Here is a 15,102-nt window from a genome sequence, read left to right as displayed (position 1 = left end):
TTCTTCTTATATTTGGGTAATTCCTTCCGTCTTATAATATGTTTCCATTATTTTTCTGCCAAAATCCCTTCGGCTTCCTTTCCTAAAACCACTCTACCCCCCATAGCCGAGGACCGCAACCACCGATAAAAGTTGGTTAGACGCCGGACGAGCAATCACTCCTCCCCTTCCGTCTTCCGTCCTCCGCCGCCCAATGCTACTTATGATACGGTTCACCCTTTAAAATCTTGAAGCCCCGGTAGATTTGCTCGGCAAGGATTAGCACTGCCATCTGGTGGGGAAAGGTCATTCTTGAAAGAGAGATGGTTTCCTGGGCCTGTTGCTTTATTTCGTTGGCCAGGCCATGGGCAGCACCGAGCAGGAAAGTGACCCGGCTTTTCCCGGAAGCATTCCATTTCTCCAGTTGCCGGGCTATTTCTTCCGAACTACGAACTTGGCCTTCCAGGTCCAGCACCACCAGGATTTCATCTTTATCGAGCCATCTCTTGATTTTTTCCGCTTCTTTTTGCAGGATGGCTTGAACCTCTTTTTCTCCGGCCCGGGGGCCTATCTTTTCTTCCAACCCATCGATAAGCTCAATGCTGGTGTAAGCACCCAGCCGTTTCAAATATTCCCTAACTCCCTCCAAATAAAAGGGCTCACGAATCTTTCCCACGGAAATAATGCGGTATTTCAAATAGTATTCCTCCTCGCAGCTTGCTTCCAGTGTTCTGGGTTGGATAAAGGATTTTCCTGCTCTGCACTATATCATCTAATGGTTGTATAAAGTAAGACTTGCTTCAGGTGGAGTTTTAACTCCATCTGAAGCTTAGTCGCACTTATCCAGGGACTTAGTCGCTCTTACTCCTGCCTATAGAGGCGGGAGTCTTAGAGCGAGTTAGTCATCGGATAAACATATATTTCCTGCTCTCTTTACTGAACACTTTCTGGTCATTTCCCATAGTATAAACCAGCATTGGTAATATGTTCACCAAAAGGGGGAATATTAATGGCTGTACCTGGACAAAAACCATTAAACTTTGTTTCTTCAGTGCCGGCCAATGGGGCGCGTAATGTTTCTACCCGCCTCAAAGAAATTAAACTGGTTTTTGATAAGAATGTAGTGAACGACCTGGTTTGGAGTAATAATCGCAAACAAATAAGAATGTTTAAAGGAAGTGAAAGAATTGCTATCCGGGTAAGGAGGATTCCCGATACCGTAGATTTTAGCAAGCGCCGGAATATCTATGTCAAACCGGTTAACGCTCTGGCACCCAACACCAAATACACTGTAGTAATACTGGCTGATCTCGCCTCCAAAGCCGGAGAAAAACTAGGTAAATCTGTGGTAATTTCCTTTACCACCGGGAAAAAAGCGGCGGTTACACCAACAGTGGTAGTGCAGGAATAAACTTTTTGCCAAAACATAAGGGAGGAGTGAAATGTTAAACGCATTTCATTCCTCCCTTCTTGGTAGCGTGACAAAGCGAAAGGGTGCTTTGATTCACCTTCTATTTCGTTTTTACTTGGGCCCCAAGTTGGCTGAGCTTTTCTTCAATGTTCTCATAACCCCGAAAAATATGAATGGCATTTTCGATGGTGGTTTCTCCCCGAGCAGCCAGTGCTCCCAGGATAAGGCCAGCTCCAGCCCGCAGGTCGGTGGCTTTGACCCGAGCCCCAAAAAGGGTTTTCACCCCTCTTACCACGGCGGTATGTCCCTCCACCTGTATACTCGCACCCATACGCTTCAGTTCATCCACAATTTGAAAACGGTTCTCAAAAACATTCTCTACTATGACGCTGGAACCCTCCGCCAGAGACAGCAAGGCCATCATCTGGGACTGCATGTCGGTAGGGAATCCTGGATAGGGTAAGGTTTTAATGTCTACCGGTAGAACCTGCCGGCCCGCTCTCACCCGTACGCCCTGGTCGGTCTCTTCTACCATAGCTCCGGTTTCCTGCAACTTGGCCACTATAGGATGAAGATGGGTAGGGATTACATTTTCCACTTGCACATCTCCCCCGGAAATAGCTGCCCCCACCATATAAGTCCCGGCTTCAATCCGGTCAGGAATAATAGCATAACGACAGGCCTTGAGTTCCGGTACTCCTTCAACTTTTATCAGATCAGTTCCGGCTCCCCGAATCCGGGCCCCCATGGAATTGAGGAAGTTAGCCAAATCCACGATTTCCGGCTCTTTGGCCGCATTCTCGATCACGCTCTGTCCTGGTGTGCGGGAGGCCATCATCATTATGTTTTCGGTGGCCCCTACGCTGGGGAAATCCAGGTATACCCGAGCTCCCGACGGCGTTTTGCTGCGGGCATAAATAAAACCGTGTTCTATATCCACTTCTGCTCCCAGGGCTTGAATCCCTTTTATATGCAAATCCATAGGCCGCGAGCCGATATCGCAACCTCCCGGCAAGGAAATAACTGCTTCCCTTTCCCGACCCAGTAGTGCACCCAATAACAAGTTAGAAGCTCTTAATTTTTTGGATAATTCATATGAGGTTTTGACCTTCATGCTGCCCAGTGGCGGCGGGCAGATAGACAGACTTCCATCCTCATTCCAACGCGCATTAACCCCAAGCCCATTGAGAATCTGCACCATCACTTCAACATCCCTTATCCGGGGCATGTTATCCAGTATAGTCTCTCCATCAGCCAATGTACTGGCTACCAGTAATACCAGTCCGGCATTTTTAGCGCCGCTTACCCGAACCCGGCCATTCAAGGGATGCCCTCCCTCGATAATTAAACAGTCTTTCAAGAACTACACCTCTCGCCTTATTTCTTTTGCAAGTACTGGTAAAATCCTTGCTCAAATCCCTGGTAACTTGTTCCCAGGCAAATTTCCAGAGCAGTGTTCAGGCTGCTCCCCTTTCCTTGCTCCGCCAATACCGCAAACAACTTTTCTTCCCCATATATATCAACTATATACTGTACTGCCTGCAAAGATTCCCAATAAGCAATCTGTTGATCAACTTCATCAAATTTTTGCTCCAGGGTCAAAAGTTCATAATACTCCAATTCTCTCCCCCGGGCAAAAGGGTCAGCAAATTCAAAGCCTGTGATCTTCTTCTCTAAATACTGGGCAATTCCCTCTGTCCACCAGCGATTATAGTTCCCCTTCGTGATTTCGTCAACCATCAGGTGGGTAAACTCGTGTACCATGGGTCCTTCCTGTTTGAACTGTTTCTCCAGTTCATCGCCTTTTATCCACTCACCCGGCGACAGGATACGGATGGAACCTGCCCAGTATACTCCCATAGCACTCTCATTCCGGTTCCAGCCAATACTACCGGCCAGGCTGGCGGTATCAGGATAAACCACCACTATGGTTTTTCCGGCCGGTTCCCGGCCAAATTTTTCCACTACAGCCGAATAGGCTTCTTCTGATACCTGGGCAATCATTTCTATATGAGCACTATCTTGGGCCATGTATCTGATATCAAAATGTTCGCTTTGTAACTTTTCAAACCCGGCGGTCTTTAACTTGACTTCTTGTCCTACCATTACGCGCATGATGCCATAGCCATGCTTATTTATCAGCAGCGTAAGCAGCAAGGCCAGCAGGAGAAGCAAAATAAGACCCTTGCCAGCATCAACCGACTTTATTCCCCACATTTCCCCCTCTCCTCTCTGAGCCTCATTATACTATGGGCTTGATGGCAGAGGGGCAAGCAAATAGTGGTTTCTATTCCTGCAAATACTCACTTACGGCTATTCCTGCCAGAGCTCCTTCCCCAACGGCGGTTGCCACCTGCCGTTCCTTTTTGGCGCGTACATCACCGGCGGCAAAAATTCCGGGAATAGAGCTCATCATATTATCATCGGTTACTATGTACCCCTCCCTGCTCTCCAGCATGCCGCCAAGCAGCTCAGTTCCTGCTACCAGTCCTATGCTAACGAAAAGCCCTTCTACCTCCAGCCTTTCCTCTTCCCCGGTTTTTAGATTCTTTAGCAGTAGGCTTTTCATCAGGGCATCGCCTTCTACCTGTTTTACCACCCGGTTTAATCTGAGTTCTATCTTCTCGTTATTCATCATTTTCTCCAGGGCTGTCTGGTTGGCTCTAAAGCCTTCTCTACGGTGAATAAGATAAACCTTGGAGGCAATTCCGGCCAGATATAATGCTTCTTTTACTGCCGAGTCTCCACCCCCGACAACCGCTACCGAGGTCCCTTGAAAAAAAGCTCCATCGCAGGTGGCACAGTAAGAAACGCCGCGCCCCAGGTATTCCTTCTCTCCATCTACCTCCAGTTCCCGGCGCTTCGCTCCCATAGCTATAATTACGCTTTTGGTCTGGTATTCTTGCATATTTGTTACCACTGTTTTTATTGCTCCAGACGCATTTTGCAAATCTATAACTTCCTCCATGCGGAGTTCAGCCCCGAATCGTTCCGCCTGAAGCCGAAAGTTCTCCATTAAATCTGCCCCACTTATGCCAAAGGGAAATCCCGGATAATTATCAATATGATCGATTAAAGCCGCATTGCCGCCAAAAACCGATGATTCCAATACCAGGGTTTTTAATTTGGCCCGGCTGGTATAAATAGCTGCCGTTAAACCGGCGGGACCGCTGCCAATTATCACCACATCATACGGGCATGGGGACGGTTCTTTTACCCGCATTATTGCCACATCATTCATAGCTATTACCCCCCTAAAAAATAAAAACCCCGACCCTTACGGTCAGGGTACAAGCCTTCTTAAGGCAAGTAGTTCAACGGATTTTGAAAAGACCCACCGGACAGTACTTCAAAATGCAGGTGAGGACCGGAACTTCTCCCGGTGGAACCCACTGCACCAATCACTTCTCCCCGGGAAACACTCTGTCCTTCAGATACTGCTATACTGGAACAATGTGCATAGCGGGTGACCAGACCATTATTGTGGTTGATAACAATGAACTTACCATATCCTCCTTGATAGCAGGCCGAAGTTACATAACCGGCATCCGCGGCTCTTATACTGGTCCCACTACGAGCTCCAATATCTAATCCCGTATGGCCTCCTCCGCGATAATACTGGGTGATTGGGCCATAGCTAGGCCATTCCAGATTTCCTGAGCCGGAACGGGAAGCAACTTGTACTACCCGATTGCCTTTGATAATTATCTTATCCACAGCTGCCTGCAAAATCTTTTCGCTTTTTACATCCTTTTGCTGGAGTACGCCATTGAGCTTGGTAGCCTGATAAACCACTTGTTTCTCCCCGTTTTTACCCTCCTGTTTGACCCGCACCGCAGTACCGGCTGCGGTGTCCACTACCACCTTGGTCTGGAAAGGAATGGCCTCCACTCTTTCCCCTTTAACCTGAGTCATTACCGTTATATAGGGCTTGCTTTTAACCAGCAGTAATTCCTGTCCCAGAGATAGCTTGTCGGAATTCAGGTTGTTGGCCACCACAATATCATTAACATACATATCATTGCGCCGGGCTATCAACCAGAGGGAATCCCCCTCTTTAACCAGGTATTTCTCCGGATTATTAGTGCCAATCTTAATCAATTGATAAGCCTGTGGGGGTTCAATTATCTCCTGGGAAGGCACTTTGGTATCTCGCAATTCTACCTTTTCCGCAAAGGTAACTTCCAGCAGTTCTTCCCCCTCATCCAGCCAGGAATATTCCCTTTTTAAATTGTTCAATATTTTTTGCGCCAGTTCCCGACTTTTAAGTGAAGCTATAGCCTGGCCATCTACCACAATGGCGGTGGCCTGGGCTTCAAACTGCAGGTTTTTACGAAGCTCTTTTTCCACTTCTTCCGCCGGAATAATATTCTCCCGGTTGGCAAAAACCTTTTCTATTTCCACCTGGTTAACCAGGTCTATGTCCTGCTGACATCGGTTTCTTTCCTGAGCTATTATATGTACCAGCGCCAGATTAACCGCCTCGGGGTCATCGGTTTGGAACTTTTCCTGCTGGTCAATATAGACTGAATAAGCTGGCATCTGCACTCCCAGTGAGGACATCACAAAAAGGAAAATAAGTCCACCTAAAATCAGTCCCAAGGGCGTGTAACGGCGATACTGCTGCAAAAATTTCCACATTTTAAATCTCCAATTAATATTTTTCTTTTTTATCTTGCTATTGCTTCGACCAATCGGCTATAAATTCCTGCTTTTTTACCCTTTTTTTCTCCCGGCGGGATTTACTGGCCTGATTTCCAGGGCTCCCTTCCACAATATATTGTATGTGGCCTTGGCATCTTAGGCATATTTTGTTGTCCGTGAGAAGATGTCGAAATATTTAAAAATATTTATATTAAAGGCAACTTTTTAAACAAATCTAGATAAATAGCCCCTTCGATTCTCTTTTTATGCATAATACAGCTAACTTCATGAGGTTTGCTTATATCACCCTGAAAATAAGCCCCGGCATGGCAACCGCCCCCACAGAAATACCGAGCCCAGCAATTTCGGCACTCTTTATTAACCAGTTGGTTATCTTCAAAGATGTGGCGAACCGAGTGGTCTATTTCAGCATTTTCTATATTACCCATGAAAAAACGGGGTTCCCCCACAAATTGGTGACAGGGATAGAGATCCCCTTCCGGGGTTACTACCAGATACTCGATTCCGGCGCCGCAACCGGTGACTCGTTTAGCCAGGCAAGGGCCTTTCTGCAGGTCCAGGTTATAATGGAAAAAATGAATATCCTGCCCTGGTTCCCGGTATTCCAGCAAGATATCCGTCAGGCGGTCGTACTCCTTTAGTACCCGGGGCAAATCGTCATGGCTAATAGCCAGAGGGTTGTCCGCTCCCACCGCCGGTTCCAGCGAAACACAGGTAAAACCCAGTTCCAGCATATGGCGCAAGTCCTCGCTAAAGTCCAGGTTGTCCCGGGTGAAGGTACCGCGGACATAATAGCTGACCGGTTCTTTCGCCAGCATTTCTCGTATTTTTGGTAAAACCAGCTCATAGCTCCCCTGTCCGTTATGGATAAGCCGGTGCCGGTCGTGGGTTTCTTTCCGGCCATCCAGGCTCATTATTAGCCCGATACTATGATCAATGACAAACTCCTGCACCTCTTCGTTAAGCAAGAGACAGTTAGTGGTCAGGGTAAAACTAAATCTTTTGCCTGTTTCCTGTTCCCTTTCCCGGGCATAGGCCACCAATTCCTTAATAACCGGAAAGACCAGCAAAGGCTCACCACCGAAAAAGTCCACCTCCAGGTTTTGCCTTTCCCCACTTTGCTCCAATAAAAAATCCAGGGCCTTTTGGGCCGTTTCCAGCGACATCAATGCTGGTCTTTGCCCAAAATTGCCCTGGCTGGCAAAACAATAGCTGCACTTCATATTACAGGAGTGAGCCATATTAAGACATAAAGCTTTTACAGATAACCGGGAAAGCTCCACTAAGGGAATTGCAAATTCACTGAACAGGCTGCCGCTTTCCCAGGCATCTTCAATTTCCTGGGCAGCCTCAGCAATCTCTTCTGCCGGGAACTCCGCTTCCAGCTCAGCTAAAGCCCTCTCCCAATCACCCTGAAGAACGGCCAGTTTTTCCAGCAGCTGATAGGCCAGCTCATCCAGCAAGTGAATAGCCCCCGAGTTTACATCCAACAGGATATTCTGTTCTTTATAGCGGTACAAATGAATACCTGCCGCAAAATCATATTCCCTCAAACTCCGCAAGTGTTTTCCTCCCCCATGCTATCTCCCGTTTCCGGGCATAAAAAAAGGGGCTTTCGCCCCTTTCGCCAGGACTACTGTTTCTTACAATGCTGATTGCCTACTGTACAAGAAGTCTTACAGGCCGACTGGCAGGAAGTAGCGCATTCGCGGCAATTTGTTTCCTCCTGCTCTCGGCAAAAAACCGGCTTTACCACTGTCACCAGATGCTTCTTCATAGTTCTAACCTCCCCCTATGTAAAAGAAAAATATCAGGTAGCAGAAATCATCGCTTGCGTTAAATAATTGGAGCGGGAAAAGGGGTTCGAACCCTCGACACCCGGCTTGGGAAGCCGGTGCTCTACCACTGAGCTACTCCCGCATCAACGTCATTATACACTATTGAAATTAAATTTGACAGAAGTTTTGACAGAAGTTTTAAATGCACTGATGCATCCCGATAAAAAAGCCTCCGTCCGAGGCGCGGAGGCTTTAATACGATTGATATTTACTTCACCAATACTACATTAATAGCTTTAATCAAAGCAGTTGCCGTATCCCCTTCTTTAAAGTCTACCTGTAGCAGTGAATCGGTAGTCATTACTGAGGTAATTTGATTATCCCCTACTTGGATTACAACTTCGGACATTATATCGCCTGTTTTTATTTCTATTATGCTGCCGCTTAATTTATTGCGTACCCCTGCCTGCATATTTTCACCCCCTTTTGACACTATTATACTAGTATTTAACATTTACCACAAAATTGGCTAAAGACATATAACATAATATTATGATTAGTATGCAGGTAAATTTATCTATAACGAGAATTAATATTGATAATAGCTCGGTGTATTTACGGTTAAAAAAGGGGATAAAGACATGAAGCGGGAGGAAATTCTGGAGGCACTGGCCCAGGCGGTAGTGGTGATGGACGAAGAGGATGCTGTAAGGATCTCAAGATTGGCGTTACAGGCTGGAATAAGTGCCGAAGATGCCATCGAAAATGGACTTTCACAGGGAATGGCCAAAGTGGGCGAGCTATTTGACAGCAATGAATATTTTATTCCTGAAGTTGTGGTCTGTGCTGACACCATGTACAAAGGTCTGGAGGTTTTAAAAACGGCTGTCACTAAAGCACCGGAACCAAAGGGGCGAATCGTAATCGGTGTAGTAGAAGGCGACACCCATGACATCGGCAAAAATATCGTTGCAATGCTGTTGGAGTCAGCCGGTTTTGAAATTCATGATCTGGGCCGCAATGTACCCGCAGCGCAATTTGTAGATCGAGCTTTGCAGGTTGACGCTGACATCGTTGCCATGTCGTCACTTATGACTACCACTATGGAAGAAATGAAGATTGTTATCGAGAAGCTTAGAAAAAATGGTGAGGGGCAACGACCTTATTGCATGGTGGGAGGAGCACCCATTTCCAAGTCTTTTGCGGATTCGATCGGAGCTGATGCTTACGCAGCCAATGCCCCGGCAGCGGTAAAGATGGCCCGGCAGCTGATGGAGCGAAAAGGAGAAACGCGATGCGACTGATTGATTACATTTCCGGAAGAGACCGCTATCTTAACTTTCCCTGGATGGCCACGGCCGGTTTGCGTCTTTGTGGATGCACCCTGTATGATGTCTATCTTTCTCCGCAAAAACAGTTGGAAATAGCCCTGCGGATGGATCAGGAGTTCGATGCCGATTTTACGTATCCCATGGATGACGGGGTTATTTTTGTCGATACCCTGGGTCTCCCCTTGCTCAAACCGGATTTTGACTTCCCCAGTGTTTTGGAGAATCCAGTTAAAAGCATCCCGGACCTGGAATTGCTTCATGTCCTCAATCCCTATACAGATGGGCGCATGCCCCTTCACCTGGAAGCCCTTGAGCTCATTGCCAGCCGGATTGATAAGCCCCTGGCACTATCAGTTCAGGGACCTTTTACGCTGGCCGTTGAGTTGGTTGGAGCCACGGACTTTGTGCGGGCGATTATCCGCAATCCGGATTTTGTAGAAAAAGTCCTGGATTTTACGACCCGGGTCGTAGGTGAATATGTTCGAGCTACAGTCAATATGGGTACAAAATTCTTATGTATTTGCGAACCGACCGCAGTTATTTTATCTCCCGCGCGTTTTGAAAAGATGGTGGCCGGCAATCTCCGGGAGATATACAACAGCCTGGGCCCGGATGTTTGGAAGGTGCTGCACATCTGCGGGGATACCAGCTTGCTCTTGCCGCAGATGCTCAACTGTGGGGCTGAGGGCTTGAGCCTGGATCAGGTTATGGACCTCCCAGCGGTAATGGCAATGGTTCCTGAGGATATGGTTGTGCTCGGCAATCTCGATCCCATCCATGTCTTGCGGGAGCTTTCCCCCGGCCAGGTTCGGGAGCGCACCCTGGAGCTCCTGCGCAGTATGAAAGGCCGGCCCAATTACCTGTTTTCCTTCGGCTGCGACTGCACTCCCGACACCCCGCTGGACAATATCCGAGCCGCCATGGAAGCATCCCGGACTTGTTTCAGCAATTTGTAAGCTTTAGCAATAACACTTGAACAGAATTTGATTAATCTATCTATGCAGGATACTATCATTTGCATTTGTTCAACCACAAAATAAGAACAGGAGGGTTTAAGATTAAAAAGGAATAGAAGTCTCACATTCCATGCTATGTTTTACCGGTTGCGGCACAAAAGACAATCAGGCCGACCCTGCAAAAGAAGCCGGTGCTAACAAATTGGCGGGCATCCGCATCACCGTTCTCCTCCCGCCCTGGTATGAATTTTCTCCAAGCGGAATCAAAGTAGATCTCCAGATTATGGACTGGGATTGGGTCAGAAAATTCGGGGCGGCTGGCTGGTGTGAGCCTCTAAATGATCATTTTACAAGTGATTTTTTTGAGGACATTAGTACCAAAGATCTTTTCAAGTACAAGGATCACTATATAACCATTCCCATCTACAATGATTTCCCGGTTACCTACATAAACAAGGATTACAAGTTCTTTAACCCTGCTCTTATCGCATTGATTGTGCTTTGGTCCCTGCTGCCGGTATACTGGGGCCTGCGTACCAGCCTATTGCCGAAAAGCGAGCTTATGCTCAATCCTCTCAAATATCTGCCCTTATTTTTAGTACATATTTAACATCTTCCCTGTTCTTTTTGATTGCTTTGTAGAAGATCATTGGATCTACAAGAGAAGTTATTACCGTAAACGGCCCCCCCACATTGAGAGCCACGATTTCCCCGGATTGGCTCAAAGCCTCAACCGCATCAAGCACCTCCTTGATCCTGCCGGAGGCAAAATCCATCATTCCTATTTCTTTAAGCTCTTCAATGCTGTTATTGGAAAAAGTGCTAATCCGGGGTCCTGCCTTTTCATTGCCGAGATTCACATGGGCACCAAGCGCTTCAGACTCCACCGTCAAACAGAACGGCAGCATGCAAATGGTGTTTTTACTATGCTGTTTGATCTTCCTTGCCAGCCTCGCCATTTCTTCGCAGCTGTTATGAATCTCGGGAAAATTAAATCCCCCGGTTCTCAATACTTCCCCGGGTATTTCAAGCGTATCTCTTCCCGCGCAAATAAAATCGATTCCGCTAACCGTCATATTTTCACCTCCCCTTCTCCCGACCAGAGCTCAAATAGTTGTATTATACCTTCCATCCTAAAGGATTAGCCCTTTTATGATTGCCCAGGAAAAAGCAATTAATCTGCACCCAGTTTGTTCTAGATAGATGACATTGACTCATACAATTACCCAATTAAAAAGATCCTCGGCTTTATTTGCCATAAGTGTGGAAGCCAGATCTTCCTTAACTTCTTGGAGTCTTATTGCTTCCTCTTCAGTAATTGTTTGGGCAGTTGCTTTTCTCGATAGAATCATGAATTCTTCGGGAATAAGTCCATCTTTCAAAGCAATGGCAATTTTAGTCCCATCGTAAACTAACTCATAATAATACTTGCCTCCATTAGGAAGGTCAGGGGCAGGAATCCTTGGTACTAGACCAGCATCTGCAATAAATTTGCCTCTAGTCCAGGTTCTGGTTATCATCTCTACCGCGTCAATTACCCCCATTCCAGCCAATCCCATCGCTGATGCAAAGCTGATTTTTTCTCGTGCAGGAATCTCCCCCGGTGTCAATTTGGCAAATGCCAGTTCCAGAACTTTATAAGCTATAGCTACGCCACCAATGTAGTAACGTCCGTGATATTTGATCATATCATCATAAGAAATGTTTAAAGCAACATTTCTGTCCTTAATATTAAAACTATTCATTACACATATCTCCTTGCTGTGCTTCATTATTGCTCAGCCAAAAATCTGCTATTGTTGGCTAATTGTCTGGATAAAGCTATATTGTACGAGCCCAATTTAGAACATTGTCAAGAAATTTTTGAGTCTTTTTAACAACTCCATACCCTGCATGAACCTCAGGGTCGAGGGTTGTGGCTAGAATCCTTCCCTTAAAATTTTTTGCATCCAGGTAGATTATGTCTCCTTCCTCCCCGTATTTTAATAAGACATCGGTATTATCGGCGGCATGAAACATTCCATGAAAATGCCATTGCAGGTCTTCTATCTCCAAGCCCTTAAATAAAGGATGTTTAGGAATCATCATTTTATAGGGCTTACCGTCCAGTTCACCCTTATCCCACCTGCTCTTACCATCATACATAAACCGAGGGTTTTTATCTTCCCATGTACATTTGGGAAGCCAGGGCCTGGTTACTTCCCCAAAGGATATTACTGTGCCGCCATTATCAAGGAATTGAATGATTTCGTTTTTTATCAACAACAGCATTTCTTGATTTGATTCGCGCGGTACTACCAGCACATCGCAATTGGACAGGGATTCTTTTTGCAGATTGCAGGCATGAATTACAGTATCAAAATAAGGGCGGTATTTTCCTGAATAAAACAGATCATATTGCCATTGACTTCCGGAATATACTGCAGCGATTTTTCCCATACTAAGCAACTCCTCTCGTTCTTTCGCCTTCTGTCCTTACCCAATCCAAAATATTATCAAATAGAAGCTCTGCAGCTGGAATTCCATGATAAAGATGGCAGTCGGCATCTAATTGACTCAAGGCTAAGATTAAGCCTTTGGTTGATTCGCTATCGACATATACTATGGGATCTCCGATTTCGTTGGTCACCAATACTTCTGAAGTGAGCGATTTTTTGAAATGACCATGGCAGCACCAACCGGTTACTCCCTTATGCCAGTGCAGGTCGTCAGCACTCAAACCTTGAAGAATTGGATGTACTTTAGTAATTACCAGGGGGCCATCATCCTCAGGTATCACCCCGTCCCATTCGCAAGCTGGCAACCATGGTTTAGTGACTTCGCCAAAAGAAATCAGAATTTTTCCTGCATCAAGAAAATCTTTGATCTTTTGCTGAATGGCAAATACCATCTCTTGATCGGTGCCTCGTGGGAAAACCAGGGCATCATAACTTAACAGATCTACATCTGCCAACAAGCAAACCGGAATAATGTTTAACTGCTTTTGATATTTTTCTTTATCCAGCAGTCCACTCTGATAGCTTATTCCAGAATACACAAAACCTATATTGACTGGGGAATTTACTTCTTTCATCTTTCGATACCTCCCATTAAAAATTAGCTATTTTTTTATTGAAATCTATTGGAACAACAGTTTTTATTTCCATTCCTTCAAAGATTAAAGAAACTATTTTTACGTCAACAGCAAAGAAGTTTCGAAGGTTTTGTTCAGTAATAACCTCATCCACCTTACCAAAAACATGTTTTTGACCTTTTCCCAGCATCAAAGCCTTATCTGCAATACGCAGAGCATGGTCTGGATAATGAGTATTAATTATGCAGGAAATCTTATTTTCCTTAGCCAATCTTTCCAATATTCGAAGGATCAACATCTGATTTTTGAAGTCCAGGTGTGATTCGGGCTCGTCCAGAACCAGTACATCAGGCTCAGACGCTAAGGCTCTGGCAATCAGAACTAGTTGCATTTCTCCACCGCTTAACTCTGAACAGGGCTTGTCAGCCAGATGAGATATTTCTATTGTTTCGATTGACTTTTTAGCAATCTTCAAATCCCTGGATGAGGGCATGGCAAATAAGGACAAATGCGGGGCCCGTCCCATAAGCACCATTTCCAATACAGTGTAGGCAAAGACCACCTCGTGGCTCTGAGGAACATAAGCAATATTTTTCCATACATCTGCCATTTTCATGGATTCCAGTTCCTTTTCATTAATTACTGTCTTCCCGGATCTCCACTTCAAGATAGAAATTATGCATTTGAGAAGAGTGGTTTTCCCAGCTCCGTTGGGCCCAACTATAGCCAGAATCTCTCCCTCTTTTAATGTAAAAGATAAGTTTTTAAATAGATTTTTCTGATTGGCATACCCAAACTCACCGGATAAGACCTCAAGTTTCACATCCAGCTACCTCCTGACTTCATTAATAGATAAGCGAAAAAGGGTGCCCCGATTATAGCCGTAAGTATTCCAATAGGTATCTCCGCAGCGGTGGCGGTCCGAGCAATAATATCGATAAAAACCATAAATGATGCACCTAATATAGTGCTTACCGGCAGTAATATTTTATGATCGGGCCCAACCAGTAATCTTCCGATGTGGGGAATTACCAGGCCGACCCATCCAATTATGCCTGAAACAGTAACCGCCGAGGAACACACCACGCTTACAGCGCCAATAAGTAACCACTTCAATTTCTCGATATTAATCCCCAGAGATTGGGCCTCTTCATCACCCAGAGACAAAATATTTATTCTCCACCGCAAAAGCAATAAAAAAACTATTCCGCTTATAATTGGCAAGAAAACCAGCCTGAGATCGGAATAAGAAGTGCTAGCAAAACTTCCCATTAACCAATAAGTGATGGTTGGTAATTTATTGAATGGATCTGCAATATATTTTATAAGCGATATCAAGGCGGTAAATACTGATGACACCACGATCCCCGTTAATACCAGGTATAAACGGGATGCAATCTGCCGATTTCTATTCATGGCATAGATCATAAACACACTCAATAATCCAAACGGTAAGGCAACAAATGGGATGATTGCTAATTGCCCGAACAGGAGTAGTGCCAGTATGGCCCCAAAACTGGCACCCTGGGTCACACCAAGTATATCAGGACTTACAATCGGGTTCCTGAAGAGCGCTTGAAACGTTGCTCCCGATACTGACAAACCTGCCCCTACCAACATAGCTAATAGAACTCTTGGCAGTCTTTGACCGAGAACAACGGATTTTTCTATGTCCAATATTCCCGGTTCAAGTGGAAAAATGGGAGAGAGAAGAATCTTGAACACATTCTCGATTGAAACCTGGTATCTTCCCAAAAAAAGACCCAGAAATAATGCTACCAGAGGTAATAGATAAATTAGAGCAAGTTTTATTGAAAATACGGAACTGGAATTTGTTTGCACATACGTTTTATTAAGCATTAATTATTTGTCCCCTATGCTCTAAATTCTTCATTGTAATTTATTCCAA

18 protein-coding genes and 1 tRNA gene are annotated in these 15,102 nt (G+C 45.5%); 4 read left to right on the top strand and 15 right to left on the bottom strand.

All coding sequences use genetic code 11. The features are described from left to right. Window positions 1-196: 196 nt before the first annotated feature. Window positions 197-676 carry a 23S rRNA (pseudouridine(1915)-N(3))-methyltransferase RlmH gene (gene rlmH, locus PHP87_RS00650; protein ID WP_299917238.1) on the bottom strand — a complete coding sequence of 160 codons (480 nt, stop codon included), beginning with the start codon at window positions 674-676 and terminating at the stop codon, window positions 197-199. Window positions 677-988: 312 nt separating this feature from the next. On the opposite strand from rlmH, the gene PHP87_RS00645 reads away from it, so the two are divergent. Continuing rightward, the gene (locus PHP87_RS00645; protein ID WP_299917236.1) at window positions 989-1,390 is read left to right on the top strand and encodes an Ig-like domain-containing protein; all 402 of its coding nucleotides are present in this window, start codon (window positions 989-991) and stop codon (window positions 1,388-1,390) included. A 100-nt stretch (window positions 1,391-1,490) separates the two neighbouring features. On the opposite strand, the gene murA is transcribed toward PHP87_RS00645, so the two are convergent. From murA to PHP87_RS00605, 8 genes are all read right to left on the bottom strand, one after another. Continuing rightward, window positions 1,491-2,750: a UDP-N-acetylglucosamine 1-carboxyvinyltransferase gene (gene murA, locus PHP87_RS00640; protein ID WP_299917234.1), complete on the bottom strand. Its 1,260-nt coding sequence runs from the start codon at window positions 2,748-2,750 to the stop codon at window positions 1,491-1,493. A gap of 17 nt (window positions 2,751-2,767) precedes the next feature. Further along, a complete protein-coding gene (locus PHP87_RS00635) occupies window positions 2,768-3,607 on the bottom strand; it encodes a peptidase MA family metallohydrolase (RefSeq protein ID WP_299917227.1) in 840 nt (279 codons plus the stop codon). 70 nt (window positions 3,608-3,677) lie between these two features. Further along, window positions 3,678-4,631, bottom strand: coding sequence for a thioredoxin-disulfide reductase (trxB, locus tag PHP87_RS00630; RefSeq protein ID WP_299917225.1), 954 nt, complete (start codon window positions 4,629-4,631; stop codon window positions 3,678-3,680). A 59-nt stretch (window positions 4,632-4,690) separates the two neighbouring features. Beyond that, the gene (locus PHP87_RS00625) at window positions 4,691-6,031 is read right to left on the bottom strand and encodes a peptidoglycan DD-metalloendopeptidase family protein (RefSeq protein ID WP_299917223.1); all 1,341 of its coding nucleotides are present in this window, start codon (window positions 6,029-6,031) and stop codon (window positions 4,691-4,693) included. 209 nt (window positions 6,032-6,240) lie between these two features. After that, a complete protein-coding gene (gene scfB, locus PHP87_RS00620; RefSeq protein ID WP_299917222.1) occupies window positions 6,241-7,617 on the bottom strand; it encodes a thioether cross-link-forming SCIFF peptide maturase in 1,377 nt (458 codons plus the stop codon). A 71-nt stretch (window positions 7,618-7,688) separates the two neighbouring features. Beyond that, window positions 7,689-7,832: a six-cysteine ranthipeptide SCIFF gene (gene scfA / locus PHP87_RS00615; RefSeq protein ID WP_299917220.1), complete on the bottom strand. Its 144-nt coding sequence runs from the start codon at window positions 7,830-7,832 to the stop codon at window positions 7,689-7,691. Between the two features lie 68 nt (window positions 7,833-7,900). Beyond that, a tRNA-Gly gene (locus PHP87_RS00610) sits at window positions 7,901-7,975 on the bottom strand. Window positions 7,976-8,101: 126 nt separating this feature from the next. Beyond that, window positions 8,102-8,305: a TOBE domain-containing protein gene (locus PHP87_RS00605; protein ID WP_299917219.1), complete on the bottom strand. Its 204-nt coding sequence runs from the start codon at window positions 8,303-8,305 to the stop codon at window positions 8,102-8,104. A 169-nt stretch (window positions 8,306-8,474) separates the two neighbouring features. Here PHP87_RS00605 and PHP87_RS00600 point away from each other — a divergent pair, with 169 nt between their 5' ends. From PHP87_RS00600 to PHP87_RS00590, 3 genes are all read left to right on the top strand, one after another. Further along, the gene (locus PHP87_RS00600; protein ID WP_299917216.1) at window positions 8,475-9,137 is read left to right on the top strand and encodes a B12-binding domain-containing protein; all 663 of its coding nucleotides are present in this window, start codon (window positions 8,475-8,477) and stop codon (window positions 9,135-9,137) included. Continuing rightward, complete coding sequence (locus PHP87_RS00595; RefSeq protein WP_299917214.1) at window positions 9,128-10,120, top strand: uroporphyrinogen decarboxylase family protein; 993 nt, start codon at window positions 9,128-9,130, stop codon at window positions 10,118-10,120. Before PHP87_RS00600 ends, PHP87_RS00595 begins: the two co-directional genes overlap by 10 nt. Window positions 10,121-10,250: 130 nt before the next feature. After that, complete coding sequence (locus tag PHP87_RS00590) at window positions 10,251-10,730, top strand: hypothetical protein (protein WP_299917212.1); 480 nt, start codon at window positions 10,251-10,253, stop codon at window positions 10,728-10,730. Here the strand turns inward: PHP87_RS00590 and PHP87_RS00585 are convergent. From PHP87_RS00585 to PHP87_RS00560, 6 genes are all read right to left on the bottom strand, one after another. Continuing rightward, a complete protein-coding gene (locus PHP87_RS00585; RefSeq protein ID WP_299917210.1) occupies window positions 10,696-11,196 on the bottom strand; it encodes a uroporphyrinogen decarboxylase family protein in 501 nt (166 codons plus the stop codon). The genes PHP87_RS00590 and PHP87_RS00585 overlap by 35 nt on opposite strands. Window positions 11,197-11,334: 138 nt before the next feature. Beyond that, window positions 11,335-11,865, bottom strand: coding sequence for a hypothetical protein (locus PHP87_RS00580; RefSeq protein WP_299917208.1), 531 nt, complete (start codon window positions 11,863-11,865; stop codon window positions 11,335-11,337). A 76-nt stretch (window positions 11,866-11,941) separates the two neighbouring features. Further along, window positions 11,942-12,559: a hypothetical protein gene (locus tag PHP87_RS00575; protein ID WP_299917207.1), complete on the bottom strand. Its 618-nt coding sequence runs from the start codon at window positions 12,557-12,559 to the stop codon at window positions 11,942-11,944. A 1-nt stretch (window position 12,560) separates the two neighbouring features. After that, entirely contained in the window at window positions 12,561-13,193 is a 633-nt protein-coding gene (locus PHP87_RS00570) for a hypothetical protein (RefSeq protein WP_299917206.1), read from the bottom strand. Between the two features lie 16 nt (window positions 13,194-13,209). Beyond that, complete coding sequence (locus tag PHP87_RS00565) at window positions 13,210-14,016, bottom strand: ABC transporter ATP-binding protein (RefSeq protein WP_299917205.1); 807 nt, start codon at window positions 14,014-14,016, stop codon at window positions 13,210-13,212. Beyond that, on the bottom strand, window positions 14,013-15,053 hold the full coding sequence (locus PHP87_RS00560) for an iron ABC transporter permease (RefSeq protein ID WP_299917203.1): 1,041 nt from the start codon (window positions 15,051-15,053) through the stop codon (window positions 14,013-14,015). The genes PHP87_RS00565 and PHP87_RS00560 overlap by 4 nt, the downstream gene beginning before the upstream one ends. Window positions 15,054-15,102: the final 49 nt, after the last annotated feature.

The organism is Syntrophomonas sp. (genome assembly GCF_028707975.1).
Taxonomy (GTDB): domain Bacteria; phylum Bacillota; class Syntrophomonadia; order Syntrophomonadales; family Syntrophomonadaceae; genus Syntrophomonas.
Note: the sequence above shows the minus strand (reverse complement) of the source record. Positions and strands in the feature narration are given on the sequence as shown.